General features: G+C 69.5%; 19 protein-coding genes. 8 read left to right on the forward strand and 11 right to left on the reverse strand.

Going from position 1 to position 24,796, the window contains the following annotated elements; genetic code table 11:
• The first annotated feature begins 248 nt into the window (after positions 1–248).
• On the forward strand, positions 249–1,658 hold the full coding sequence (locus tag AOZ53_RS15570; protein WP_054433996.1) for an MFS transporter: 1,410 nt from the start codon (positions 249–251) through the stop codon (positions 1,656–1,658).
• A 145-nt stretch (positions 1,659–1,803) separates the two neighbouring features.
• Entirely contained in the window at positions 1,804–3,426 is a 1,623-nt protein-coding gene (locus tag AOZ53_RS15575; RefSeq protein ID WP_054488397.1) for a methyl-accepting chemotaxis protein, read from the forward strand.
• A gap of 40 nt (positions 3,427–3,466) precedes the next feature.
• Here the strand turns inward: AOZ53_RS15575 and hutI are convergent, their stop codons facing one another.
• From hutI to hutC, 6 genes are all read right to left on the reverse strand, one after another.
• Complete coding sequence (hutI, locus tag AOZ53_RS15580) at positions 3,467–4,684, reverse strand: imidazolonepropionase (RefSeq protein ID WP_054477487.1); 1,218 nt, start codon at positions 4,682–4,684, stop codon at positions 3,467–3,469.
• A 28-nt stretch (positions 4,685–4,712) separates the two neighbouring features.
• Complete coding sequence (hutH, locus tag AOZ53_RS15585; RefSeq protein ID WP_054488399.1) at positions 4,713–6,242, reverse strand: histidine ammonia-lyase; 1,530 nt, start codon at positions 6,240–6,242, stop codon at positions 4,713–4,715.
• Positions 6,243–6,271: 29 nt separating this feature from the next.
• Entirely contained in the window at positions 6,272–7,678 is a 1,407-nt protein-coding gene (locus AOZ53_RS15590; protein WP_054488401.1) for a purine-cytosine permease family protein, read from the reverse strand.
• Between the two features lie 65 nt (positions 7,679–7,743).
• Positions 7,744–9,435: a urocanate hydratase gene (gene hutU, locus AOZ53_RS15595; RefSeq protein ID WP_054434001.1), complete on the reverse strand. Its 1,692-nt coding sequence runs from the start codon at positions 9,433–9,435 to the stop codon at positions 7,744–7,746.
• A gap of 140 nt (positions 9,436–9,575) precedes the next feature.
• Positions 9,576–10,178: a HutD/Ves family protein gene (locus tag AOZ53_RS15600; protein ID WP_054434002.1), complete on the reverse strand. Its 603-nt coding sequence runs from the start codon at positions 10,176–10,178 to the stop codon at positions 9,576–9,578.
• Positions 10,175–10,918 carry a histidine utilization repressor gene (hutC, locus tag AOZ53_RS15605; protein ID WP_180180069.1) on the reverse strand — a complete coding sequence of 248 codons (744 nt, stop codon included), beginning with the start codon at positions 10,916–10,918 and terminating at the stop codon, positions 10,175–10,177. Before hutC ends, AOZ53_RS15600 begins: the two co-directional genes overlap by 4 nt.
• A 133-nt stretch (positions 10,919–11,051) precedes the next feature.
• Here hutC and AOZ53_RS15610 point away from each other — a divergent pair, with 133 nt between their 5' ends.
• The 3 genes from AOZ53_RS15610 to AOZ53_RS15620 all read left to right on the forward strand — a co-directional run bounded on the left by AOZ53_RS15610 (position 11,052) and on the right by AOZ53_RS15620 (position 14,555).
• Entirely contained in the window at positions 11,052–11,342 is a 291-nt protein-coding gene (locus AOZ53_RS15610; RefSeq protein WP_006392430.1) for a metal/formaldehyde-sensitive transcriptional repressor, read from the forward strand.
• Positions 11,343–11,368: 26 nt separating this feature from the next.
• Positions 11,369–12,478 (forward strand): S-(hydroxymethyl)glutathione dehydrogenase/class III alcohol dehydrogenase, encoded by a 1,110-nt coding sequence (locus tag AOZ53_RS15615; protein WP_008164710.1) that lies wholly within the window; start codon positions 11,369–11,371, stop codon positions 12,476–12,478.
• A 163-nt stretch (positions 12,479–12,641) separates the two neighbouring features.
• Complete coding sequence (locus AOZ53_RS15620; protein ID WP_054488403.1) at positions 12,642–14,555, forward strand: bifunctional metallophosphatase/5'-nucleotidase; 1,914 nt, start codon at positions 12,642–12,644, stop codon at positions 14,553–14,555.
• A gap of 40 nt (positions 14,556–14,595) precedes the next feature.
• Here the strand turns inward: AOZ53_RS15620 and AOZ53_RS15625 are convergent, their stop codons facing one another.
• The 5 genes from AOZ53_RS15625 to AOZ53_RS15645 all read right to left on the reverse strand — a co-directional run bounded on the left by AOZ53_RS15625 (position 14,596) and on the right by AOZ53_RS15645 (position 18,825).
• Positions 14,596–15,798 carry a glycosyltransferase family 4 protein gene (locus AOZ53_RS15625; RefSeq protein WP_054488405.1) on the reverse strand — a complete coding sequence of 401 codons (1,203 nt, stop codon included), beginning with the start codon at positions 15,796–15,798 and terminating at the stop codon, positions 14,596–14,598.
• 9 nt (positions 15,799–15,807) lie between these two features.
• Positions 15,808–16,176 (reverse strand): hypothetical protein, encoded by a 369-nt coding sequence (locus tag AOZ53_RS15630; protein WP_231690402.1) that lies wholly within the window; start codon positions 16,174–16,176, stop codon positions 15,808–15,810.
• A gap of 97 nt (positions 16,177–16,273) precedes the next feature.
• On the reverse strand, positions 16,274–17,614 hold the full coding sequence (locus tag AOZ53_RS15635) for a heavy metal sensor histidine kinase (RefSeq protein ID WP_054488407.1): 1,341 nt from the start codon (positions 17,612–17,614) through the stop codon (positions 16,274–16,276).
• Positions 17,614–18,303 (reverse strand): heavy metal response regulator transcription factor, encoded by a 690-nt coding sequence (locus AOZ53_RS15640; protein ID WP_006392423.1) that lies wholly within the window; start codon positions 18,301–18,303, stop codon positions 17,614–17,616. Before AOZ53_RS15640 ends, AOZ53_RS15635 begins: the two co-directional genes overlap by 1 nt.
• Before the next feature lie 183 nt (positions 18,304–18,486).
• Entirely contained in the window at positions 18,487–18,825 is a 339-nt protein-coding gene (locus AOZ53_RS15645; protein WP_054434007.1) for a DUF4148 domain-containing protein, read from the reverse strand.
• 255 nt (positions 18,826–19,080) lie between these two features.
• Here AOZ53_RS15645 and AOZ53_RS15650 point away from each other — a divergent pair, with 255 nt between their 5' ends.
• The 3 genes from AOZ53_RS15650 to AOZ53_RS15660 are packed head-to-tail and all read left to right on the forward strand — an operon-like array spanning position 19,081 to position 24,771.
• Positions 19,081–20,334: a TolC family protein gene (locus AOZ53_RS15650; RefSeq protein WP_054488410.1), complete on the forward strand. Its 1,254-nt coding sequence runs from the start codon at positions 19,081–19,083 to the stop codon at positions 20,332–20,334.
• Positions 20,335–20,348: 14 nt separating this feature from the next.
• Complete coding sequence (locus tag AOZ53_RS15655; protein ID WP_054488412.1) at positions 20,349–21,572, forward strand: efflux RND transporter periplasmic adaptor subunit; 1,224 nt, start codon at positions 20,349–20,351, stop codon at positions 21,570–21,572.
• Positions 21,573–21,588: 16 nt separating this feature from the next.
• Positions 21,589–24,771 carry a CusA/CzcA family heavy metal efflux RND transporter gene (locus AOZ53_RS15660; protein ID WP_054488414.1) on the forward strand — a complete coding sequence of 1,061 codons (3,183 nt, stop codon included), beginning with the start codon at positions 21,589–21,591 and terminating at the stop codon, positions 24,769–24,771.
• Positions 24,772–24,796 lie beyond the last annotated feature (25 nt).

Here is a 24,796-nt window from a genome sequence, read left to right on the forward strand (position 1 = left end):
GCCGGCGGCGAGATTATGCTTTGATGATTATTCCGCCGCCGCCACGGGTGACCGCCCGGTCGCATTAATGCCGAGCGGCCGATAATCACCCCGCGCGCGCCATTGCGCCCGCCAGCCATGCGCGCGCCACGCCCGGTCGACGGCGCGGTCATGCGCGCCCGGCTGACGAAGCGTTGAATCGACATGTCGCACTAGAATCAACGCTCACCCACAGCCGTCGGCCCCGGCGTTTCGCCGCGCGTCTCCTCATGTTCTCCTTCTCAAGCAACACCATCCATCCGGCGGGCCGCGGCCTGCCGGCGTCCGAACGCCTGGGCGCGCTGCTGGCGGTCATGCTGGCGGTCTGCATGGCCAGTCTCGACACCGCCATCGCCAACACCGCGCTGCCGACCATCGCGCGCGACCTGCAGGCCAGCGACGCGGGCTCCATCTGGGTCATCAGCGGCTACCAGCTGGCGATGGTCGCGGGCCTGCTGCCGGCGGCGGCGCTGGGCGAGATCCTGGGGCACCGGCGCGTCTACATGGTCGGCATCGTGGTGTTCACGCTGTCCTCGCTGGCCTGTGGGCTGGCGCCGTCGCTGCCGGTGCTGGTGGCGGCCCGCATCCTGCAGGGCCTGGGCGCGGCTGGCGTCATGAGCGTGAACGCGGCCCTGCTGCGCTTCATCTATCCGGCCCCGGTGCTGGGTCGCGGCATGGGCCTGAACGCGATGGTGGTGGGCCTGTCGTTCGCCGCGGGGCCGACCGCGGCCTCCACCATCCTGCTGCTGGGATCGTGGCACTGGCTGTTCCTGATCAACGTGCCGATCGGCCTGCTGGCGGTGGCGCTGGGCCTGCGCGGCCTGCCCCTGACCACGCGCGCGCCGCACGGCTTCGACGGCCTGGCGGCGGCGCTCTGCGCGCTGACGCTGGGCCTGTTCGTGCTCGGCTCGAACGAACTGGCGCACAGCGCGCCGTGGCCGCGCGTGACGCTGGAATGGGGCCTGGCGGCGGCCAGCCTGTGGCTGCTGATGCGGCGCCAGGCCGGCCACCCCGCGCCGATCCTGGCGGTGGACCTGTTGCGCCGGCCGCTGTTCGCGCTGTCCGCCGCCACCGCCGTGTGCGCATTCGCGGCGCAGGCGCTGGCGTTCGTGTCGCTGCCGTTCCTGTTCCAGACGGTGCTGGGCTACACCCAGGTGCATACCGGCTTTCTCATCACGCCGTGGCCGGTGGTGGTGGCGATCATGGCGCCCATCGCCGGCCGCCTGTCGGACCGCTATCCGGCCGGCATCCTCGGCGGCGTGGGGCTGGCGCTGCTGGCCCTGGGCATGGCGTCGCTGGCCGTGCTGCCGGCCGCGCCCTCGGCCTGGGACATCTCGTGGCGCATGGCGCTGTGCGGCGCCGGCTTCGGCTTCTTCCAGTCGCCCAACCTGCGCGCCATCATGACCTCGGCGCCGCCGTCGCGCGCGGGCGGGGCCAGCGGCATGATCGGCACGGTGCGGCTGCTGGGGCAGGCCACCGGCGCCGCGCTGGTGGCGGCGTGCTTCAACGTGTCGACCACCCATGGCGCCGTGATCGCGCTGTGGCTGGGCGGTTTGTGCGCCGCCCTGGCCAGCCTGGCGAGCTTCGCGCGGCTGCGCTTTGGCGCGATCGAACCGGCCGAAGCGCCCGCCGCACGGTGAAAAGACACTTTTATTACAGTTAATGTCGTTATATATCGTGGATCAATCGACACATACGTAAGATGTGCAACACGCGCTAAATATCAAAGGGGGCCGGGCCGTTGTCCGGGGTGAGGCAGTCTCCTACCCCCCTAGAAAGACGCGTATGACACAGTTCCTGAAAGACATCACCATCCGCCGCATGATCCTGAGCACGCTGCTCATGATCAGTGTCCTGTTCGCCGGCCAGGCGACCATCAGCGTCAACGGCCTGCGCCACGCCGGCGACGCCCTCGAAGCCAGCAACGACCTGCTGAACGAAGTTTCCTCGCTGTCCCTCATCAACGACCAGATCATGCGCGCCCGCCTGCGGCTGGCGCGGCAGCTGGAGTACGCCCGCGACGGCCTGGCCGCGCCGGCCGCCGAAGAAGGCCGCGCGATCGACGCGGCGCTGCAGGAAGCCCGCAAGAACCAGCAGGCGTTCCTGGAGTCGGCCAAGAACGATACCCCCGCGTCGATCCTCGACCCGTTGCGCAACGACTTCGACGCGCTGGTCAACGGCGGCATCGCGGTGCAGCGCAATTTCCTGGCGCAGGATGACATCGAGAAGGCCCGCGCCCATGCTTCGGGGCCGGTCGTCACCGCCAGCCGCGCCTTCGGCAAGAGCATCGAGAACTACCAGGCCTACGCCAGGCAGCGCCAGGAAGACCTGATCGCACGATCCAGCGTCGAACGCCGCGACGCCTATGTCGGCATCGGCATCGTGCTGGGCATCAGCCTGCTGTTGCTGGTGCTGGGCGACCGCTATGTCGTGCTCTTCATGCAGCGGCCGCTGAACGTGGTCAAGCGCCACTTCCAGCACATCGCCTCGGGCGACCTGACCGCGCCCATCGCGACCTACGGCAACAACTGCGTCGGCCAACTGATCCCGTATCTGCAGGAAATGCAGGCCAGCCTGGTCCAGACGGTGCACTCGGTGCGCGACGGCGTGGCCGAGATCAACACCGGCTCCAGCGAGATCGCCGCGGGCAACCAGGACCTGTCCAGCCGCACCGAGCAACAGGCCGCCTCGCTCGAGGAGACCGCGGCCAGCATGGAACAGCTGCTGTCCACCGTCACCAGCAACGCCGACAACGCGCGCCAGGCCAACGCCATGGCCGCCGAGGCCTCGGAAGTGGCCCGCCGCGGCGGCGCGGCGGTGCAGAGCGCGGTCGCCACCATGCGCGAGATCGCGCAGGACTCGGGGCGCATCGAGGACATCGTCGGCGTGATCGACGGCATCGCGTTCCAGACCAACATCCTGGCGTTGAACGCGGCGGTCGAGGCCGCGCGCGCCGGCGAGCAGGGCAAGGGTTTCGCGGTGGTGGCCGGCGAGGTGCGCTCGCTGGCGCAACGCAGCGCCAGCGCGGCCAAGGAAATCAAGCAGCTGCTGGGCGCCTCGGGCGCGACGGTGCAGGCCGGCGCGGTGCAGGTCGAGACCGCCGGCCGCACCATGGAGGAAATCCAGGCGGCGATCGAGCGGCTGACCACGCTGGTCGGCGACATCGCCAGCGCCTCGCACGAACAGGTGACCGGCATCGACCAGGTCAACACCGCCGTCACGCAGATGGATCAGGTGACGCAGCAGAACGCCGCGCTGGTCGAACAGGCCGCCGCCGCGGCGGCCTCGCTGGAATCGCAGGCGCAGCGCCTGCAGCAGTCGGTCAGCACCTTCCGGCTGCCGGCCGGCCAGCAGGAATACGCGCGGCCGGCCCTGCCGGTGCGTGAACGCCTGGCGCTGTCGGCCTGATCCCCGCGCGCGGCGCTGGCCTCGGGCCGGCGCCGCCGCGTCAGTCCAGCGCGGTCGCGCAGACCGGCTCGCCGTGGCGGATGACCCGCTTGGGCAGTTCGCCGCCGATCCAGTACGCCAGCTCGGCGGGATGCGCGATGTCCCACGCCACGAAGTCGGCGACCTTGCCCGGCGCCAACACGCCGTGGCTGGCCTGCAGGCCCAGCGCGCGCGCCGCGTGGATCGTGGCGCCGGCCAGCGCCTCCTGCGGCGTCAGGCGGAACAGGGTGCATGCCATGCTCAGCATCAGCCGCAGCGACAACGCGGGCGAGGTGCCCGGGTTGAGGTCGCTGGAAATCGCGATCGGCACGCCGTGGCGCCGCAGCAGGTCGATCGGCGGCAGCTGCGTTTCGCGCAGCGCGTAGAACGCGCCCGGCAGCAGCACCGCCACCGTGCCGGCCGCCGCCATGGCGCGCACGTCGGCCTCGGTCAGGTATTCCAGGTGATCCGCCGACAGTGCGCCATGGCGCGCGGCCAGGCTGGCGCCATGCAGCGACGACAACTGCTCGGCGTGCAGCTTCACCGGCAGGCCCAGCTGGGCCGCGGCCTGGAACACGCGCTCGACCTGCGCCGGCGAAAAGGCCAGGTGCTCGCAGAAGGCGTCCACCGCGTCCACCAGCCCCTCGGCCGCCAGCACCGGCAGCATGCGGCGCGCGACCTCGTCGATATAGTCATCGGCGCGGCCGGCGAATTCAGGCGGCAGCGCGTGCGCCGCCAGACAGGTGGCGCGCACGGTCAACGGCAGGGTCTGCCCCAGGTGGCGCGCCACCCGCAGCATCTTGCGTTCATTGGGCAGGTCCAGGCCGTAGCCGGACTTGATCTCCAGCGTGGTCACGCCATCGCGCAGCAGGTGCAGCGCGCGCCGCCGCGCGCTGGCGTACAACTGCGCCTCGGTGGCGGCGCGGGTGGCGCGCACCGTGCTGGCGATGCCGCCGCCCTGGGCCGCGATCACCGCGTAGTCCACGCCCTGCAGGCGCTGTTCGAATTCCTGGCTGCGATCGCCGCCGAACACCAGGTGGGTGTGACAGTCGATCAGCCCCGGCGTCACCCAGGCGCCGCCCAGGTCGTGCTCGGCCGCCTCGTCGCCGCGCGGCAGGTCGGCTTCCGGGCCGACCCACTCGATATGTTGGCCGCGCGTCACCAGCGCGGCGCGTTCGACGGCGGCGTATTCGCCGCCGGCCATCGTCGCCACGTGGCAGTTGCGCCAGATCTGTTTCATGGGCGTGCTCCCGTCATCGTCGATGCGCTCACAGGCTGGGCAAGAGGCCGGCCGGCATCAGCGCATTCAGGTGGCGGCCGGCGATCAACCGGCTGGCGGCCTCGATGTCGGGCGCGAAGAAACGGTCCTTCTCGTAGTGCGCGACCTGCTCGCGCAGCAGGCCGCGCGCGCGCTCCAGCTTGGGCGAGGTCTTCAACCCCGCGCGGAAGTCCAGTCCCTGGCAGGCTCCCAGCCACTCGATCGCCAGGATGTCGCGCACGTTGTCGGCCATCGGCCAAAGCCGCTTGCCGGCGTTGGGCGCCATCGACACGTGGTCTTCCTGGTTGGCCGAGGTCGGCAGGCTGTCGACGCTGGCCGGATGCGCCAGCGCCTTGTTGTCGCTGGCCAGCGCGGCCGCCGTGACCTGCGCGATCATGAAGCCCGAATTGACGCCGCCATTGCTCACCAGGAACGGCGGCAGCTGCGACATGTGCTTGTCCATCATCAGCGAAATGCGGCGTTCGGACAGCGCGCCGATCTCGGCCAGCGCCAGGGCCAGGTTGTCGGCCACCAACGCCACCGGCTCGGCATGGAAGTTGCCGCCCGACAGCACGTGGCCCTGTTCGGCGAACACCAGCGGGTTGTCGGACACGGCATTGGCCTCGATCTGCAGCACCTGCGCCACGTGGCGAATCTGCGTCAGGCACGCGCCCATGACCTGCGGCTGGCAGCGCAGCGAGTAGGGGTCCTGGACCTTGTCGCAATCGACGTGCGAATGGCCGACCTCGCTGTCTTCGGTCAGCAGGTCGCGGTAGACGGCGGCCACGTCGATCTGGCCGGGCTGGCCGCGCGCCTCGTGGATGCGGGCGTCGAACGGCACGCGCGAGCCGAGCATCGCTTCCACGCTCAGGCTGCCGCAGACCAGGCCGGCGGCCAGCAGGTCCTCGGTCTCGAACAGGCCGCGCAGCGCATAGGCGGTCGACACCTGGGTGCCGTTCAACAGGGCCAGGCCTTCCTTGGCGGCCAGCGTCAGCGGCGCCAGGCCAGCTCGGGCCAGCGCGGCCTTGGCCGGCAGCCACTCGCCGTCGCAGCGGGCGCGGCTTTCGCCCAGCAACAGCAGCGACATGTGGGCCAGCGGCGCCAGGTCGCCCGAGGCGCCCACCGAACCCTTGAGCGGGATGTGCGGATAGACGCCGGCATTGACCAGCGCGATCAGGCTGTCGATGACCTGGCGGCGGATGCCCGAGCGGCCGCGCGCCAGGCTGTTGATCTTGAGCACCATGATGAGCCGCACCATGGCGTCGTCCAGCGGCTCGCCCACGCCGGCCGCGTGCGACAGCACCAGCGAGCTCTGCAGCGCCTGCAGGTCCTCGCGCGCAATCTTGGTGGAGGCCAGCAGGCCGAAGCCGGTGTTGATACCGTAGGCGGTGCGGCCCTCGGCGATGATGCGTTCGACGCAGGCGACGCTGGCGTCGATCGGGCCGTAGGCGGCCGGGTCCAGCGTCACGCGGCCCGCGTGCTGGTACACCTGGCGCAGTTGCGCCAGGGTCAGGTGGCCGGGGTTCAGATGCAGATCCATTTCTTATTCTCCAGGACGGATGTTCGGTGTCATGCGATGTCGTGTCCGCGCCGGACCGGGCGGGGCGCGGGCGCCTGCCCGCGGCGGGCGAACACGTAATAGAGCAGGCCGGGCACGATCAGCCCGATGATCCAGGAAATGTCGACGCCGCCCAGGCGCGCGACCATCGGGCCGGTGTAGAGCTTGGTCGAGATGAAGGGCATCTGCACCAGCACCCCGAACACGTACACCAGGATGCCGGGCCAGTTCCAGCGGCCATAGCGGCCGTCCGGATCCGACAGTGCCGCCACATCGTAGCGCTCGCGGTTGATGAAGTAATAGTCCACCAGGTTGACGGCGCTCCAGGGCGTGAAGAAGGCCAGCAGGAACAGGATGAACGACTTGAATGCGTTCAGGAACGAATGCTGGCCCGCCAGCGCCACGCAAGTGGCCGCGCCGACGATCAGCACCACGAATACCAGCCGCTGGCGCCGCGAGATATCCACATGGCCGCGAAATCCGCTGATGATGGTGGCGATGCACATGAAGCTGCCGTACGAGTTCAGCGTCGAGATCGTGACCTTGCCAAAGGCGATGCTGAAGTACAGCAGCGCCGCGGTGGCGCCGGCGCCGCCCAGGCCGACGATGTAGGCCACCTCGCGGCCGGCGAACTGCCCGGCCGCCATCGCCGCCGCCAGCACGCCCAGCGTCATCGCGATCTGCGCGCCCACCACCGACCCCAGGCCCACCGCCAGAAAGGTCTTGAACGACGAGGTGCGGCTGGGCAGGTAACGCGAGTAGTCCGCCACGTACGGGCCATAGGCGATCTGCCACGAGGCCGCCAGCGACACCGCCAGCAGGAACGAGGCCCAGCTGAAATGACGGATCTGCAGCAGCTGGCCGACGTCGCCCAGCGCGATCACGCGGCTGAAGAGGTAGACAAACGCGATCAGCCCCAGCACGCTGGCGACCCGCCCGATGAGGTGGATCATGCGGTAGCCGAAAACCGTCACCAGCACGATGACGGCCGCGAACAGCAGGATGCCGGCGCTGTCGCTGACGCCCAGCAGCTGGCCGATGGCCTGACCCGACAGCACGGTGCCGGTGGCCGTGAACCCCAGGTACATCAGGCACACAAGCACGATCGGGATGGCCGCGCCGTAGACGCCGAACTGCACCCGGCTGGAGATCATCTGCGGCAGGCCCAGCTTGGGGCCCTGGGCCGCGTGCAGCGCCATGACGGCGCCGCCGAACACCTGGCCGATGAACAGCCCGATCAGCGACCAGAACACGTCGCCGCCCAGCACCACGGCCAGCGCGCCGGTGACGATGGCGGTGATCTGCAGATTGGCGCCCAGCCACAGCGTGAACTGGCTGTAGAGCCGGCCGTGGCGCTCGGTCTCGGGAATGAAGTCGATCGAGCGCCGTTCGATCAGCGACCCGCGGTCCTGCCCCATGCGTTGTCTCCTTGCGGGCGCCGCGCCGCGACGCCCGGTTCTTGGCGGTGCGCGCCGGCCGCGGCTCAGCGCTGGGCGTTGACCATGGGCAGGTCCAGGCCCTGCTCGCGGGCGCAGTCGATCGCGGCCTGGTAGCCGGCATCGGCATGACGCATCACGCCGGTGCCCGGGTCGTTGGCCAGCACGCGGGCGATGCGTTCGGCCGCGGCATCGGTGCCGTCGCACACGATCACCATGCCGGCATGCTGCGAGAAGCCCATGCCGACGCCGCCGCCGTGATGCAGCGACACCCAGGTGGCGCCGCCCGCCGTGTTCAGCAGGGCGTTGAGCAGCGGCCAGTCGGACACCGCGTCGGAACCGTCGCGCATGGCCTCGGTTTCGCGGTTGGGGCTGGCGACGGAGCCGGAATCCAAATGGTCGCGGCCGATCACCACCGGCGCCGACAGCTCGCCGCTGCGCACCATCTCGTTGAACGCCAGGCCCAGCTTGGCGCGCTGCCCCAGGCCGACCCAGCAGATGCGCGCCGGCAGGCCCTGGAAGCGGATGCGCTCGCGCGCCATGTCGAGCCAGCGATGCAGGTGCGCGTCATCGGGGATCAGTTCCTTGACCTTGGCGTCCGTCTTGTAGATGTCCTGCGGATCGCCCGACAGCGCGGCCCAGCGGAACGGCCCCACGCCGCGGCAGAACAGCGGGCGGATGTAGGCGGGCACGAAGCCCGGGAAATCGAAGGCGTTGGCGACGCCTTCCTCCTTGGCCATCTGGCGGATGTTGTTGCCGTAGTCGAACGTCGGCACGCCCTGCCGCTGGAACGCCAGCATGGCTTCGACGTGGACGGCCATCGACTGCTTGGCGGCCTTGACCACGGCGGCCGGCTCGCGCTTGGCGCGTTCGCGGTATTCGGCCCAGGTCCAGCCGGCCGGCAGGTAGCCGTTGAGCGGATCGTGGGCGCTGGTCTGGTCGGTGACCATGTCCGGGCGCACGCCGCGCCGCACCAGCTCGGGCAGCACCTCGGCGGCGTTGCCGCACAGCGCCACCGACACCGCGCGGCCTTCCCGGGTGTAGCGGGCGATGCGGGCCAGCGCGTCATCCAGGTCGGCCGCCTGTTCATCGACATAGCGGGTGCGCAGGCGGAAATCGATGCTGGCCTGCTGGCATTCGATCGTCAGCGAGCAGGCGCCGGCCAGCGTCGCCGCCAGCGGCTGCGCGCCGCCCATGCCGCCCAGGCCGGCGGTCAGCACCCAGCGGCCGGCCAGCTTGCCGCCGTAGTGCTGGCGGCCCGCCTCGACGAAGGTCTCGTAAGTGCCCTGCACGATGCCCTGGCTGCCGATGTAGATCCAGCTGCCGGCGGTCATCTGGCCGTACATGGCCAGGCCCTTGGCGTCGAGTTCGTTGAAATGCTCCCAGGTGGCCCAGTGCGGCACCAGGTTGGAATTGGCGATCAGCACGCGCGGCGCGTTGGCGTGGGTCTTGAACACGCCGACCGGCTTGCCCGACTGCACCAGCAGGGTCTCGTCGTCCTCCAGGCGCTTGAGCGTCTCGACGATCTTGTCGTAGCAGTCCCAATCGCGCGCGGCGCGGCCGATGCCGCCGTAGACCACCAGTTCCTTGGGATTCTCGGCCACGTCCGGATCGAGGTTGTTCATCAGCATGCGCAGCGGCGCTTCGGTCAGCCAGCTCTTGGCGGTGAGCTGGTTGCCGCGCGGCGCGCGGATCTCGACGTCGCGGTATCGGTTCGATTGTTCCAAGGCAGTCTCCATGATCGACGCCGCGGCGCGATGCGCGGCCTGTTGGCGGAATCATAGGATGCCTATGCTTGTATATACAAGCTGATTGGACCAGGTTCCTGATCAGGGATTTCCCGTACGACGCCGCGCTCGGCGGGCGTCGCAAGGCGGCATCAGCCCTGGCGCGGCTGCAGCTCGATCAGGCAGGCGTCCAGGACCGTGGCGGATTCCAGGCGGTATTCGGCCAGGCCTTCCGCGCTGTCCAGATGCAGGCAGTCGTAGCGCGCGGGCGACGGCAGCAACAGGCCATCGCGCCGCGCCGTGAGCGCGTCGCCGGCATTGAACAGCAACACGATGCTGGCCGCGCTGTGGAAGGTCCAGTCGCGCGCGCCGCCGATCCATTGCAGCCGCGCGTGGTAATGGCGTGGCGAATAGATCAGGTTGAAATCACGGATAGGGCCATCCAGCAGCCGGCAATCGACCCGCGCGTCGCCGGAGAACGCATAGGCCTGCCGCGCCAGCAGCGGCGCCTTCTCGCGACCGTCGACGGTCAGCGCGATGCCCGCGCCTTCCAGCACGGTGATGACGCGCTGCAGGCCGCTGAACGCGGAAAAGCCGCCCGCCTGCGCCACGTCGGCGATCGACAGGCGCCAGGTGAACGCGGCGCTGCTGCCGCCGGCGTTGCACGCCACTTCCTGGGTGGTGCCGCCGCCATTGCGCCACGGCATGCGGGGATAGTCCTGTGCCCGATACAGGCGCACGTCAAGCGAAGTCATGTGGAGAATTTTCCTTCCAGGCGATGGCGCGAACCGGGGTGGATCAGGCGCGCCAGGGTGACGGCGCGTTCGCCCGACCAGGTGCGCCGGCGGATCAGCAGGCAGGGCTCGTTGCGGTCGATCTGCAGCAGCTGGCATTCGCGCGGCTTGGCGACGATGGCCTCGACCACATGTTCGCCCTCGGTCAGCGGCGCCACCCGCGTCAGGTATTCATAGGGCGTGTGGCGGGTGAAGTCCTGCTTCAGGTAGTCGGGCGCCAACCGCACGTTGACGTAGCGGTCTTCGAGCTGGATCGGCACGTCGTCCTCGAAGTGCACAATGAGCGAATGGAACACCGGCTGGCCTTCGCGGATGTCGAGCGCGGCGGCCTGTTCGCTGCCGGCGGCTTCCTCGGCCAGCCGCACCACGCGGCTGTGGTGGCGATGGCCGCGGGCCGTGATCTCGTCGGCGATATTGTTGACCGCGAACAGCGCCGAACGCGTCTTGGGCTGGGCCACGAACGTGCCCACGCCCTGCATGCGCACCAGCAGGCCCTCGGCCGTCAGCTCGCGCAGTGCGCGGTTGATGGTCATGCGGGAATAACCCAGCTCCTGCACCAGCTCGCTTTCCGAGGGCACGCGGTAATGCGCCGGCCACGCGCCGCTGCGGATCTGCTGGGCGATCATCTGCTTGAGTTGCGCATAAAGCGGCGCGGGCAGGGCGTTGGCCTGGGCCGGCAGGCTGGGCGGATTGGAAGCCACGGAATATCCTGTGTCGTGCCGTTGGACGAAAACCGATTATAGGGGCCACTAGACATGTACAGACAGGCGGCCCGCGCTGGACGCGACCTGCCTGGCCGCGTATACTCCCCCCCTGTATCTACCGGAGCCCGCCGTGCCCCATTCCCCCGCAGAGAAAAAGCGCGTCACCACGCGCCTGCGCCGCATCCAGGGCCAGGCGCTGGCGCTGGAACGCGCCGTCAACGAAGGCACGGAATGCGGCGCGCTGCTGCAACAGCTGGCCGCCCTGCGCGGCGCGGCCACAGGCCTGATGGCCGAAGTGCTCGAAAGCCACCTCCGGGAGACCTTCCTCCAATCCGCCCAGGGCGGACGGCCCGGCGCCACGATCGAACCCGAAGCGGAAATCGATCAGATCATGCGCATCGTCCGTTCCTATCTGAAATAACGCCATCGACCTCGTGGAGCAAAGCTATGAAATCACGCGCAGCAGTCGCATTCGGACCCGGCAAGCCGCTGGAAATCGTTGAAATCGACGTCGCGCCGCCGCAGCGCGGTGAAGTGCTGGTGCAGATCACCCACACCGGCGTCTGTCACACCGACGCCTTCACCCTCAGCGGCGACGACCCCGAAGGCCTGTTCCCCGCCGTGCTGGGCCATGAAGGCGCCGGCGTGGTGGTCGAAGTCGGCGAAGGCGTGACCTCGCTCAAGCCGGGCGACCACGTCATCCCGCTCTACACGGCCGAGTGCCGCGAGTGCAAGTTCTGCCTGTCCGGCAAGACCAACCTGTGCCAGAAGGTGCGCGCCACCCAGGGCAAGGGCGTGATGCCCGACGGCACCTCGCGCTTCAGCTACGAGGGCAAGCCGCTCTACCACTACATGGGCTGCTCGACCTTCAGCGAATACACCGTGGTCAACGAGATCTCGCTGGCCAAGATCAACCCGGCCGCGCCGCACGAGAAGGTCTGCCTGCTGGGCTGCGGCGTCACCACCGGCCTGGGCGCGGTGCACAACACCGCCAAGGTCAAGGAAGGCGACACCGTGGCCGTGTTCGGCCTGGGCGGCATCGGCCTGGCGGTGATCCAGGGCGCGGTGCAGGCCAAGGCCGGCCGCATCATCGCGGTCGACACCAACCCGAACAAGTTCGTGCTGGCCAGCGCCATGGGCGCCACCGATTGCATCAACCCGAAGGACTACGACAAGCCGATCCAGGAAGTGATCGTCGAACTCACCGACGGCGGCGTGGACTTCTCGTTCGAGTGCATCGGCAACGTCCACGTGATGCGCGCCGCGCTCGAATGCTGCCACAAGGGCTGGGGCGAGAGCATCATCATCGGCGTGGCCGGCGCCGGCCAGGAAATCAGCACGCGCCCGTTCCAGCTGGTCACCGGCCGCGTGTGGCGCGGCTCGGCCTTCGGCGGCGTCAAGGGCCGCACCCAGCTGCCCGGCATGGTCGAGGACGCGATGAGCGGCAAGATCGACCTGGATCCGTTCGTGACCCACACGCTGCCGCTGGACCGCATCAACGAGGCCTTCGACCTGATGCATGAAGGCAAGTCGATCCGCACCGTGATCCACTACTGATCGCGCCCCGCGCGGTTGAAAAGCCCGTCGCGCAAGCGGCGGGCTTTTTTTCATGACAGCGGCAAGTCAATCCGCGCGCCGATCATGACACGTCTGTCATTCATCTTCACGTAATCCTGGCCCGCGACCATGCATCCCTCCGAAAACAGAGGGATGCACGCGAATGATCACGTGGAAGAGGAATGCCGGCGCGGCGGCATTGAGCCTGGTGGCGCTGCTGGCCGGTTGCGGCGGCAGCGACGACGACGATACGCCGGCCAGCCCGGCGCCGGTCGCCAGCCGGCCCATGGAACTGACGATCCTGCACATCAACGATCATCATTCCAACCTGGACAGCAGGAAGAAGGATCTCAAGCTCAAGAACGCCGCCGGCGCGCGCGTGACGGTCAACACCGACGTCGGCGGCTTTCCGCGCGTCACCGCGGCCTTCGCCGCCCTGGCCGCGGCATCGCCCAACGTGCTCAAGCTGCACGCCGGCGACGCCACCACCGGCACGCTGTACTTCAACCGCGCGGGCGAACCCGGCGAAGCCGACGCCGCGCTGATGAACACGGTCTGCTTCGACGCCATGACGTTGGGCAACCATGAATTCGACAAAGGCGACAGCGGCCTGAAGCGCTTCATCGATCTGCTGCATGCTGGCGCCTGCCAGACGCCGGTGCTCAGCGCCAACGTCACCTTCGGCGCCAACTCGGCGCTCAATCCCTCGCGCGCCCCGGGCATGGTCAAGCCCGCCATCGTGGTGCAGCGCGACGGCCAGCCGATCGGCCTGGTCGGCCTGACGATCGCCAACAAGACCCAGCAATCGTCCAGCCCCGACCCTGGCACCCTGTTCTCCGACGAGACCGCCGCCGCGCAGCAGCAGATCGACGCGCTGCGCGCCCAGGGGGTCAACAAGATCGTGGTGATGAGCCACATCGGCTATGACTACGACAAGCAGATCATTCCCAAGCTCAGCGGCGTCGACGTGGTGGTTGGCGGCGACTCCCACACGCTGCTCGGCCCCGACGCGCTGACGACCTACGGCGTCGGCTCGCCCGCCGGCGCGTACCCCACCGAACTGCGCAACAAGGACGGCAAGCGCGTCTGCCTGGTGCAGGCCTGGGAATACTCGCAGGTGGTGGGCGAACTGAAGGTCAGTTTCGACGCCAATGGCGATGTGACGGCCTGCGCCGGCACTCCCCATGTGCTGCTGGGCGACACCTTCAAGATCGGCGGCGCCGCGCCCGCCGCCGCCGACCAGACCGCCATTCTGGCCGACGTGGCCGCCAGCGGCTTCCTGCGCCTGCAGCAGCCGGATGCGCACGCCACGGCCGTGCTGCAGCCCTTCAAGACCAAGGTCGACGCGTTCAGCGCCAGCCTGGTGGCGACGGTGCCGCAGGAACTGTGCTCGCGGCGCGTCCCCGGCGGCCCCGGCTCGCGCGACTACAGCCGTTCCAGCGTCGCCTGCAACACCCTGGGCAACGTCAACCTGCACGGCGGCGACATCCAGCAGTTGGTGGCGCAGGCCTATCTGGAAGTGGCCAACACCAACTACGGCGGCGCCGACATCTCGTTGCAGAGCGGCGGCGGCGTGCGCATGCCGTTGCTGGGCAACGTGACCGCGGCCAGCGTGATCGAAGTCGTGCCCTTCGGCAACATGCTGTGGCGTCTGGATGTCACCGGCGCCGAGGTCAAGAACATGCTGGAAGACGGCATGCAGGCGGTCTACGGCCCCGGCGGTTCGACCGGCCCGTACCCCTACGCGGGCGGCTTGCGCTGGGACGTGAACGCCGCGCTGGCCGAAGGCAGCCGCGTGTCGAACATCGAGGTGCGCGACAACGTCAGCGGCAACTGGCTGCCGCTGGACCTGAACCGCACCTACAAGCTGTTCGTCCTGAGCTTCAACGCCACCGGCGGCGACGGCTACAAGACCCTGGCCAACGTGCCGGCGGCCCGCCGCCAGGACATCGGCGTGCTCGATGCCGACGTGCTGCAGGCCTACATCGACAAGCAGGCCAAGGACCCCGTGTCCGGCCTGCCGGTGCTGAACCTGCTGCCGATCAGCCTGTACAGCACCAAGACGTACAGCGAGTGAGCCGGCGCTCCGGCCGCGCTATCACGGTGCGGCCGGAGCCCTAGCCCAGGCAGGCCGCGCTGTTCTGCACGGCCGTGCTCACCAGCACCCCCGCCGACATCAGTTTGTAGCGCAGGCGCGGCGCGCGCAGCGGGCCGGCTTCGTCATAGATCCGCTCGGTCTCGCGCACGAAGGCCTCCAGGGAAAAGTCCCGCACCGCCCTGCGGCGCGCGGCGGCCGCCATCCAGTCGAGCAGGATGCGGTTCTCCAGGATCTCGGCCAGCGTCTCCGCCACCCGTGGCGGCGCCGACACCGGCACGATCCAGCCATTGCCGCCTTCGGTGACGTTCTCGGCCAGGCCGCCGGTATCGCTGACGATGACCGGCTTGCCCGCCGCCATCATCTCGCGGCAGGCAAAGGAAATCGTCTCCAGGCGCGACGACAGCACGAAGCCCACATCCATCGCCGCCAGCAGCGGCCGCACGTCGCGCAGCAGGCCGGTGAACACCACCGCGCCGGCCATGCCCAGCGCCTCGACCCGCCGCAGATCGGCGGCGGCGGGCGGCAGGCCGGCGATCAGCACGGCGATCTGTCCGCGCTGGTCCGGCGGCAGCAAGGCCACGGCGGCGACCATGTCCAGCCAGTTCTTGTAGCTGGCCGTGCCGGCGTGGCTGCCGACCACCAGGCGGTCCCGCAATGCCGGCGGCAGCAATGCCTCGCGCGCCCGCGCGGCCTCGCCCGACGCCGCCGGACGGTAGTGCGCCGTGTCCACGCCGTTGCGCACCAGCCGCAGGTCCTGCGGGCGGAAGGCCGAGCGACCCATGCCCTCGTAAGTGTGCTGGCTGACGCAGATGACGCGGTCGGTGGCCAGTGCGGCCCGCAGGCGCGCGCCGAGGCTGCGGGGATGGCGGCCATTGTGCTGGGTGTAGACCATGAACGGCCGCAACGGCCCGAGCCCCGCGGCCGCCAGCATGCAGAGGCGATGATCCGCCGAGCCATTCACGTGCACCACGTCGAACGCCTCGGCCCACAGCAGCGCGCGCAACTGCCGCAACGTGCGCCACTGCCGCGCCGGCGCGCCCTTGAACTGCAGCGCCACCGTGCGCACCCCGGGCAGGGCGGCCGCCTCGTCCAGCAACCGGCTGCCGCGCGGCGCCGCCACCGTGACGTCGGCCCGCGCGCCCAGCGCGCGCGCCAACGACGTGACGTAGGTCGTGTGACCGCCGCCGTCGCCCAGGTGGAAATTGGTGTACAGGATCTTCATCGGCCGCCCTCAATCCTCCCGCAGCGCCTGGCACAGGGCCGCGGCGTATTCGGGGCCGCTGCGCATCCGCAGGTAGGTCGCGTAGTGCTGGCGGTAGCGTTCGCTGTAGACATCCGGCAGGGGCCGCGCGCGCGACAGCTGCGACATGCCCGAGGCGCGCCAGACCTCGACCTGCGCGCGCACCTCGGCGCGCGTCAGCTGGCCCTGCGCCTGACGGCGCTCGAAAGCGTCGCGCACGGTGTCGGGCAACTCGCACGCGGGTTCCAGCGCCATTGGCAGGCCCTGGCCGGGCGCCGGCTCGGCCGCCCAGGCAGGCAGCGCCGCCGCCAGGCCCGCTACCAACGCGGCGCGCCCGGCCGCCTGTTTCCATCGCTGCATAAAGCCTCCCTGGCGTCCACCCCGCGCCGCCGATGGGCACGGCCGGTGAACAAGACCAGTCTAGGAAGCGCGCCGCGACAGGACGCGAACAGGCAGATTAGTTTTCTGTAATGTTGCCGTCGGCGATCCAGAAGCCGATGGTGCTGACGCCGCCCTCGGAGCACGCGAACGGCCGGCCGCCGTGCATGCGCGCGATGGCGGCCACGATGGCCAGGCCCAGCCCGTGGTGATTGGCGTCGAACGGACGCGCCGCGTCCATGCGATAGAAGCGGTAGAACAGCCGCGGCAGGTGCTCCGCGCCGATCGGCTCGCCGTGGTTGCGCACGGCGATGCGCACGCCTTCGTCGCCACGGTCGATCAACAGGTCGATGCGGGTGCCGGAATGGGCATAGCGCACGGCGTTGGACACCAGGTTGGACACGGCGCGCTGCAGCAGCGAGCGGTCCACGCGCGCCGCCGCCTCGCCGGACACCGCGAACGACACTCCCGCCTCCATGGCTTCCGCCTCATGGTAGTCGGCCACTTCGGCGACGACCTGCGCCAGGCTGGGGGTCCAGCTGCCGCGGGCCTGGGCGCCGCGGTCGGCCTGCGACACGAACAGCATGTCGTTGACGATGCCGGACAGGCGCTGCAACTCCTCCAGGTTCGAGCCCAGGATCTCGCGCAGCGCCGCTTCCGGCCGCTTGCCGCTGAGCGCCAGCTCGGTCTCGCCGATCAGCGTCGCCAGGGGCGTGCGCATCTCGTGCGCGACATCGGCGTTGAAGCCCTCCATCTGCACATAGGCGCGTTCCAGCCGCTGCAGCACCGCGTTGAATTGGTGCACCAGCGGCCGGATCTCTTCGGCCTGGTGGCTCTCGTCGAGCCGTTCGCCGATGCGGTCGGGCGACAGCCGCGCGGCCTGCCGCCCAAGTTCGTCGACCGGCGCCATCGCCCGCCGCACCAGCCGCGTGCCGATCGCCGACACCACGATCGCGCCCGCCAGCGCGCAGGCGAACAGCGTCCAGGCCAGCGCCGCCCGCAGATGCAGGTCGGAGGAGATGTCCAGCACCAGCTCCGCATTCATCGAGCCGCCGGGCGAACCTGGCACCGGCAGCGTGAAGTTGATGCGGCGGTCGTGCCCGTCATCGCCGTCATCCGGGCCGCCATAGACCACCCTGGCGCCGTCGATCTCCAGCGCCAAGGCGAAATCGGGGCGGCCGTAGAAGAAATCCTCGAGCTTGTGGCGCAGCGACGCCGAATCGCCCTTGGCCGCGTTTTCCTCGACCAGGTGCTTGATGACTTCCATCTTCTGCGCCAGCAGGGCCTCCTGACGGATGGACAGGTTGCGGTTGGTGGCCCAGTAGACCGCCACGCACACCAGGCCAAGGCCGGCGAAGGTCAGGATCGCCAGCCAGCGCGTGAGCCAGCGCCGCAGCGACCGGGGCCGGGGCGAGGCCATCAGTCTTCCCGCACTTCCAGCACGTAGCCCATGCCGCGCACGGTGTGCAGCAGCTTCTTCTCGAACGGGTCGTCGACCTTGCCGCGCAGGCGCCGCACGGCCACCTCGACCACGTTGGTGTTGCTGTTGAAGTTGATGTCCCAGACCTGCTCGGCCAGTTCCAGGCGCGACAGCACCTCGCCCTGCTTGCGCATCAGCAGCGCCAGCAGCGTGAATTCCTTGGCGGTCAGGTCCAGCCGCGTGCCGGCGCGATAGGCGCGCCGGCGCAGCAGGTCGAGTTCCAGGTCGCCGATGCGCAGCACGTTCTGGCCACCGGCCTCGGCCACGTTATGGCCGCTGCGGCGTCCCAGCGCCAATACCCGCGCCAGCAGCTCGGACAGCGCGAACGGCTTGGCCAGATAGTCATCGGCGCCATCGCGCAGGCCCTTGACGCGGTCTTCCAGCTTGTCGCGCGCGGTCAGCATCAGCACCGGCACGCGATCGGTCTTGCGCAATTCGTGCAGCACCGAAAACCCGTCCATGCCCGGCAGCATCACGTCCAGCAGCACCAGGTCGTACTGGCTTTCACGCGCCAGGTGCAGGCCGCTGACGCCGTCCATGGCCACGTCGACCACGTAGCTGTGCTCGGTGAGCGCGCGGCGCAGGTATTCGGCGAGTTTTTTTTCGTCTTCAATGACCAGTATTTTCATGAGGCCCCGGATGGAGAAAGGGACGAACCGCGACGCAGTGCCACCCTATTCTACGTTCGCGGCGTCGGAATACGACAGCCGCCGTCCACGCGCCAGGGCGCGGGACGGCGGCGGCGGTCGGGCCGTACCGGTTGCCGCCCGCGGCGCGCTGGCCGCGGACGGCGCGGAAACGACGGGGCGCGTTCAACCCGGGGTATAGATCGCGTCCAGCCGGGCGCGCTCGGCCGGCGTCATCGCCTCGACTTCCGCCAGCGCGTCGGCGCGGGTGCGCGACGTGCCCTGCTTGGCCCAGCCCGGCTTGCCCAGGTTGTAGTACGTGAAAAACCACTGGCGCTTGTCGGCCTTGGCGGCGGCCAGTTCGCTGGCGACCTGCTCGCCGGTCTTGCCCATGGCCGCATGGTCCGGCGCGATGCTGTAGCCGATCTCGGTGTTGGTCGGGTGCCAGGTGCTGTTGGCGCTGGCCAGGGCCGGCACGGCCAGGGCGCCGCACAGGGCGAGGGTGGCGACGATGCGTTGCTTCATGAGGATATCTCCCAGTTTCGGTGACTTGCCGGGGCGGCCAGGACGCCGCGCCTGCACGCTTTTTGTTAAGCGGTAAAGACACTCTACGGACACGACCGCGTCAATTCGCCAACACGCCGATTACGAATTCGTAAGGCGCGCGAACCTTACCGAAATGTCATTTTTCTGTCGGGGATCTGACGAGGCCCGTTGGATAGAGTGCCCACCAATGCCTGCCTCAGCCCGAGTCCGTGGCGCCCTCCCTTGGTTGACCTCATGCGTTCATCCCCGATACCGCTCGTCGTGGCGGCCGCCTTCTTCCTCTCGCCGGCCTGGAGCCAGCCCGGCCCCGCCGATGCCCCGCCTGCCGCCCGCGCGGCGTCGGCCGCGCCCGCCTTGACGCTGGAACAGGCGCTGGCCACGGCCTACGAACGCAGCCCGCTGCTGGCCGCCGCGCGCAACGAGGCCGCGGCCAGCGAAGGCCAGGTCATGCAGGCCGGCGTCATCCCCAATCCGAGCATCGAAGTCGGCATCGACGACAACCGCCGCGCCACCCGCACCACCACCACCGCGTTGAGCATGCCGGTGGAACTGGGCGGCAAGCGCGGCGCGCGCATCAAGGCGGCCGGCCTGGCGCGCGACATCGCCCAGCGCGATCTGTCCAGCGCCCGCGCCGACCTGCGCGCCGCGGTCATCGCCGCCTTCTTCGACGTGGCGGTTGCGCAGGAAACGGTGCGGGTGTCGCAAGGCACCGTGGACATCGCACAGAACGCCCTGCGCCTGGCCGAACGGCGCGTCGCCGCCGGCAAGGCGCCGCCGCTGGAAAGCAGCAAGGCCCGCGTCGAACTGGCCAACGCGCGTATCGACGCCCGCGCCGCCGACGCCACGCTGGACGCCGCGCGGCGCAAGCTCGGGCAACTGTGGGGCGCGCCCGCGCCTGACTTCGCGCGGGTGGGCACCGACCTGCAAGCGCTGCCGCGGCGCGAGGCCATCGACGACCTGCGCGCCGCCCTCGCCACGTCGCCACGCATGGAGGCGGGCCGCCTCTCGGTCGAGCTGGGGCGGGCGCAACTGGAGGTCGAGAAGAGCAAGCGCTATCCCGACATCACCCTGAGCGCCGGCGTGGCGCGCGACAACGAGCAGGGCCGCAACAAGGCGCAGTTCGGCGTCGCGATCCCGCTGCCGCTGTTCGACCGCAACCAGGGAAACGTCTACTCGGCCACGATGCAGTCGTACAAGGCGCAGGACCTGTATCGCGAGCTGGAGTCGCGCCTGACCGCCGACCTGCTGCAATCCGTCTCGCAGTTCGACCTGGCCGCCAATTCGGTGCGCGAGTACCGCGCCACCGTGCTGCCCGGCGCCGCCGAGGCCTACGACAGCGCCCGCAAGGGCTTCGAGGCCGGCAAGGTCAGCTTCCTGGAAGTGCTGGATGCGCAACGCACCCTGTCGCAAGGAAACATCGGCTACCTGAACGTCCTGGCCGGCGCCTATCAGGCGGCGGCGGACATCGATCGCATTCTCGGACGTTGAACCCTATCCCTCCCATGACCATGCACACCGCGCTTTCCGCCCTTTCCCGCCCGGCGCTGGCCGCCGCCCTGTCCGCCGCCTGCCTGCTGGCGCTGGCCCTGCCACGCCCGGCCCTGGCCGACGCGGCCGGCGACGGACACAGTCATTCCGCCGCCGAGACCGCGCCCGATGGCAAGACCGGCCAGGCCGACGCCCCGGCGGAGCATGACGAAGACAAGATCACGCTGAGCGCCGAACAGATCCAGGCCGCCGGCCTCGGCATCGAAACGGCCGGCCCCGCGCGGCTGGAGACCGCCTCGCAATTCCCTGGCGAAATCAAGTTCAACGCCGACCGCACCGCGCACGTAGTGCCGCGCCTGGCCGGCGTGGTGCAGGAGGTGTCGGCGGACCTGGGCCAGCAGGTCAAACAAGGCGACCTGCTGGCGGCGCTGTCGAGCACCGCGTTGTCGGAACTGCGCAGCGAATGGCTGGCCGCCAGCAAGCGCCGCGACCTCGCCGCCGCCACCCACCAGCGCGAACTCAAGCTGTGGCGCGAGAAGGTCTCGGCCGAACAGGACTACCAGCAGGCGCGCACCGCGCTGCAGGAGGCCCAGATCGCCGTGCAGAACGCCGCGCAGAAACTCGCCGCCATCGGCGCGCCGCCACAGTCCAGGGACCTGAGCCGGCTGGAGATCCGCGCGCCGTTCGACGGCGTGGTGGTCGAGAAACACATCGCCCTGGGCGAGGCCCTGCCCGACACCGCCAGCATCTTCACGCTGTCGGACCTGCGCACGGTCTGGGCCGAGTTCGTGATCGCGCCCAAGGACCTGCAGGACGTGCGCGTCGGCGAAGCCGCCAGCGTCGCCTCGGCGGCCTTCTCCGGCCGGGCCCGAGGCAAGGTGTCGTACATCGGCTCGCTGCTGGGCCAGCAGACCCGCACGGCCACGGCCCGCGTCACCCTCGACAACCCCGACATGGCCTGGCGACCGGGCCTGTTCGTCTCGGTCAACGTCGTCACCAGCAGCGCCGACGCGCCGGTGGTGGTGGCGGCCGACGCGGTCCAGACCGTCGAGAACGAATCGGTGGTGTACGTCGAAACGCCGGGCGGCTTCCTGGCGCAGCCGGTCAAGCTCGGCCGCGCCGCGGGCGAGCAGGTCGAAGTGCTGTCGGGCCTGGCCGCCGGCGCCCGCTACGTCGCGCGCAACGCCTTCGTGCTCAAGGCCGAGCAGGGCAAGGCCAGCGCCAGCCACGCGCACTGAGCCGGAGCATCCAGACATGTTTGAACGCCTGATCCGCTTCGCCATCGAGCAACGGTGGCTCGTCATCTTCGTCACCCTGGGCGTCGCCGCCATCGGGGTCTACAACTACACCCGGCTGGCCATCGACGCCGTGCCGGACATCACCAACGTGCAGGTGCAGATCAACGTCGGCGCGCCCGGCTACTCGCCGCTGGAGACCGAACAGCGCATCACCTATCCGATCGAGACCGTCATGGCCGGCCTGCCCGGCCTGCAGCAGACCCGCTCGCTGTCGCGCTACGGCCTGTCGCAGGTGACGGTGATCTTCAAGGACGGCACCGACATCTACTTCGCCCGCCAGCTGGTCAACCAGCGGCTGCAGGAAGCCAAGGAAAGCCTGCCCGAAGGCATCACGCCGACCATGGGGCCGATCTCGACCGGCCTGGGCGAAATCTACCTGTGGACGGTGGAGGCCGAGCCCGGCGCCAAGAAGGAAGACGGCACGCCCTACACGCCGACCGACCTGCGCGAGATCCAGGACTGGGTCATCAAGCCGCAACTGCGCAACATCACCGGCGTCACCGAGATCAACTCGATCGGCGGCTTCGCCAAGGAATACCAGGTGGCGCCCAACACCGAGCGGCTGGCCTCCTACGGCCTGTCGCTGACCGACATCATGACGGCGCTGGACCGCAACAACGCCAACGTCGGCGCCGGCTACATCGAGCGCAAGGGCGAGCAGTACCTGATCCGCGCGCCAGGCCAGGTGCGCTCCATCGACGACATCCGCGACGTGGTGCTGACCGCCGTGGACGGCCAGGCCATCCGCATCCGCGACGTGGCCGACGTCAGCATCGGCCGCGAGCTGCGCACGGGCGCGGCCACCGACAACGGCCAGGAAGTGGTGCTGGGCACCGTCTTCATGCTGATCGGCGAGAACAGCCGCGCGGTGTCGCAGGCGGTGTCGGCGCGCATCGACGCCATCAACAAGACCCTGCCGGCCGGCATCAAGGCCGTCACCGTGTACGACCGCAGCAACCTGATCGACAAGGCCATCGCCACGGTCAAGAAGAACCTGCTGGAAGGCGCGGCCCTGGTGATCGTGATCCTGTTCCTGTTCCTGGGCAACATCCGCGCCGCGCTGATCACCGCCATGGTGATCCCGCTGTCGATGCTGTTCACCTTCACCGGCATGGTCACCTACAAGGTCAGCGCCAACCTGATGAGCCTGGGCGCGCTGGACTTCGGCATCATCGTCGACGGCGCGGTGGTGATCGTCGAGAACTGCGTGCGGCGGCTGAGCCACGCGCAGGAACAGCAGGGCCGGCCCCTGACCCGCAGCGAACGCTTCCACGAAGTCTTCGCCGCCGCGCGCGAGGCGCGCCGGCCGCTGCTGTTCGGCCAGCTCATCATCATGGTGGTGTACCTGCCGATCTTCGCGCTCAGCGGGGTCGAAGGGCGCATGTTCCATCCCATGGCCCTGACCGTGGTGCTGGCGCTGCTGGGCGCAATGATCCTGTCGGTCACCTTCGTGCCGGCGGCGGTGGCGCTGTTCATCGGCAAGAGGGTCTCGGAAAAGGAAAACCGCCTGATGCTGTGGGCCAAGCGCCGCTACGCGCCGCTGCTGGACCTGGCCCTGCGCCGCACGCCGCTGGTGCTGGCCGCCGCCACCCTGTTCGTGGCGGTGTGCGGCGTGATCGCCGCGCGCATGGGCAGCGAGTTCATCCCCAATCTGAACGAGGGCGACATCGCCATCCAGGCGCTGCGCATTCCCGGCACCAGCCTGAGCCAGTCGCTGGAGATGCAGAAGCAGCTGGAGACCCGGCTGAAGCAGAAATTCCCCGAGATCGAACGCGTGTTCGCCCGCACCGGCACCGCCGAGATCGCCTCCGACCCGATGCCGCCCAATATCTCCGACGGCTACATCATGCTCAAGCCCCGCGATCAGTGGCCCGCGCCGCGCAAGACCCAGGCCGAGCTGTTGCAGGCGATCCAGGAAGAGGCCGCGCAGATTCCGGGCAACAACTACGAATTCTCGCAACCGATCCAGCTGCGCTTCAACGAGCTGATCTCCGGCGTGCGCAGCGACGTGGCGGTGAAGATCTTCGGCGACGACAACGACGTGCTGAACCGTTCCGCGGCCGAGGTCGCCCAGGTGCTGCAGGCGATTCCCGGCGCCTCCGAGGTCAAGATCGAGCAGACCACCGGCCTGCCGGTGCTGACGGTCAACATCGACCGCGCCCGCGCCGCCCGCTACGGCCTGAACCTGGCCGACGTGCAGGACACGCTGGGTATCGCCATCGGCGGCCGCGAGGCCGGCACCTTCTTCCAGGGCGACCGCCGCTTCGACATCGTGGTGCGCCTGCCGGAGACGGTGCGCGAGAGCATCCCGGCCCTGCGCAAGCTGCCCATCGCCCTGCCCAAGAGCGACGCGCTGGCGCAGACCGCCTACATCCCGTTGTCGGAGATCGCCACCTTCGACCTGGCCCCCGGCCCCAATCAGATCTCGCGCGAGGACGGCAAGCGCCGCATCGTCGTCAGCGCCAACGTGCGCGGCCGCGACCTGGGCTCGTTCGTGCTCGACGCCGAGAAGGCGCTGGCCGAGCAGATCAAGGTGCCGGCCGGCTACTGGACCGCCTGGGGCGGCACCTTCGAACAGCTGCAATCGGCGGCCCAGCGCCTGCAGATCGTGGTGCCCGCCGCGCTGCTGCTGGTGTTCGGCCTGCTGTTCGCCATGTTCGGCAACATCAAGGACGGCCTGATCGTGTTCACCGGCATTCCGTTCGCGCTGACGGGCGGCGTCATCTCGCTGTGGCTGCGCGGCATTCCGCTGTCGATCACCGCGGCGGTCGGCTTCATCGCGCTGTGCGGCGTGGCGGTGCTGAACGGCCTGGTGCTGCTGTCCTTCATCAGCTCGTTGCGCGAATCCGGCAAGCCGCTCGACCAGGCGGTGCGCGAGGGCGCCCTGACGCGGCTGCGGCCGGTGCTGATGACCGCGCTGGTGGCCTCGCTCGGATTCGTGCCCATGGCGATCGCCACCGGCACCGGCGCCGAGGTGCAGCGGCCGCTGGCCACCGTGGTCATCGGCGGCATCATCTCGTCGACCATCCTGACGCTGCTGGTGCTGCCCGCGCTGTACCGGCTGATGCACCGCAAGGACGCCGAGGAACTCGAGCTGGCGCAGAGCGCGGCGCGTCAGCGGGAGACCGCCGCCGGCTGACACGGCGGACCGCCCACCTTGCGCA

The sequence above is a fragment of the Achromobacter sp. 2789STDY5608621 genome, from assembly GCF_001299375.1.
Taxonomy (GTDB): Bacteria; Pseudomonadota; Gammaproteobacteria; order Burkholderiales; family Burkholderiaceae_B; genus Achromobacter; species Achromobacter insuavis.

Excerpts from the sequence above, each read along its gene's own strand:
- hutH (WP_054488399.1), bottom strand. The coding sequence starts at position 6,242 with ATGGATCTGCATCTGAACCCCGGCCACCTGACCCTGGCGCAACTGCGC.
- AOZ53_RS15640 (WP_006392423.1), bottom strand. The coding sequence starts at position 18,303 with ATGAAAATACTGGTCATTGAAGACGAAAAAAAACTCGCCGAATACCTG.
- AOZ53_RS15660 (WP_054488414.1), top strand. The coding sequence starts at position 21,589 with ATGTTTGAACGCCTGATCCGCTTCGCCATCGAGCAACGGTGGCTCGTC.
- AOZ53_RS15645 (WP_054434007.1), bottom strand. The coding sequence starts at position 18,825 with ATGAAGCAACGCATCGTCGCCACCCTCGCCCTGTGCGGCGCCCTGGCC.
- AOZ53_RS15635 (WP_054488407.1), bottom strand. The coding sequence starts at position 17,614 with ATGGCCTCGCCCCGGCCCCGGTCGCTGCGGCGCTGGCTCACGCGCTGG.
- AOZ53_RS15590 (WP_054488401.1), bottom strand. The coding sequence starts at position 7,678 with ATGGGGCAGGACCGCGGGTCGCTGATCGAACGGCGCTCGATCGACTTC.
- AOZ53_RS15615 (WP_008164710.1), top strand. The coding sequence starts at position 11,369 with ATGAAATCACGCGCAGCAGTCGCATTCGGACCCGGCAAGCCGCTGGAA.
- AOZ53_RS15630 (WP_231690402.1), bottom strand. The coding sequence starts at position 16,176 with ATGCAGCGATGGAAACAGGCGGCCGGGCGCGCCGCGTTGGTAGCGGGC.
- AOZ53_RS15570 (WP_054433996.1), top strand. The coding sequence starts at position 249 with ATGTTCTCCTTCTCAAGCAACACCATCCATCCGGCGGGCCGCGGCCTG.
- AOZ53_RS15575 (WP_054488397.1), top strand. The coding sequence starts at position 1,804 with ATGACACAGTTCCTGAAAGACATCACCATCCGCCGCATGATCCTGAGC.
- AOZ53_RS15625 (WP_054488405.1), bottom strand. The coding sequence starts at position 15,798 with ATGAAGATCCTGTACACCAATTTCCACCTGGGCGACGGCGGCGGTCAC.
- AOZ53_RS15600 (WP_054434002.1), bottom strand. The coding sequence starts at position 10,178 with ATGACTTCGCTTGACGTGCGCCTGTATCGGGCACAGGACTATCCCCGC.
- hutI (WP_054477487.1), bottom strand. The coding sequence starts at position 4,684 with ATGAAACAGATCTGGCGCAACTGCCACGTGGCGACGATGGCCGGCGGC.
- hutU (WP_054434001.1), bottom strand. The coding sequence starts at position 9,435 with ATGGAGACTGCCTTGGAACAATCGAACCGATACCGCGACGTCGAGATC.
- AOZ53_RS15655 (WP_054488412.1), top strand. The coding sequence starts at position 20,349 with ATGACCATGCACACCGCGCTTTCCGCCCTTTCCCGCCCGGCGCTGGCC.
- AOZ53_RS15620 (WP_054488403.1), top strand. The coding sequence starts at position 12,642 with ATGATCACGTGGAAGAGGAATGCCGGCGCGGCGGCATTGAGCCTGGTG.
- AOZ53_RS15650 (WP_054488410.1), top strand. The coding sequence starts at position 19,081 with ATGCGTTCATCCCCGATACCGCTCGTCGTGGCGGCCGCCTTCTTCCTC.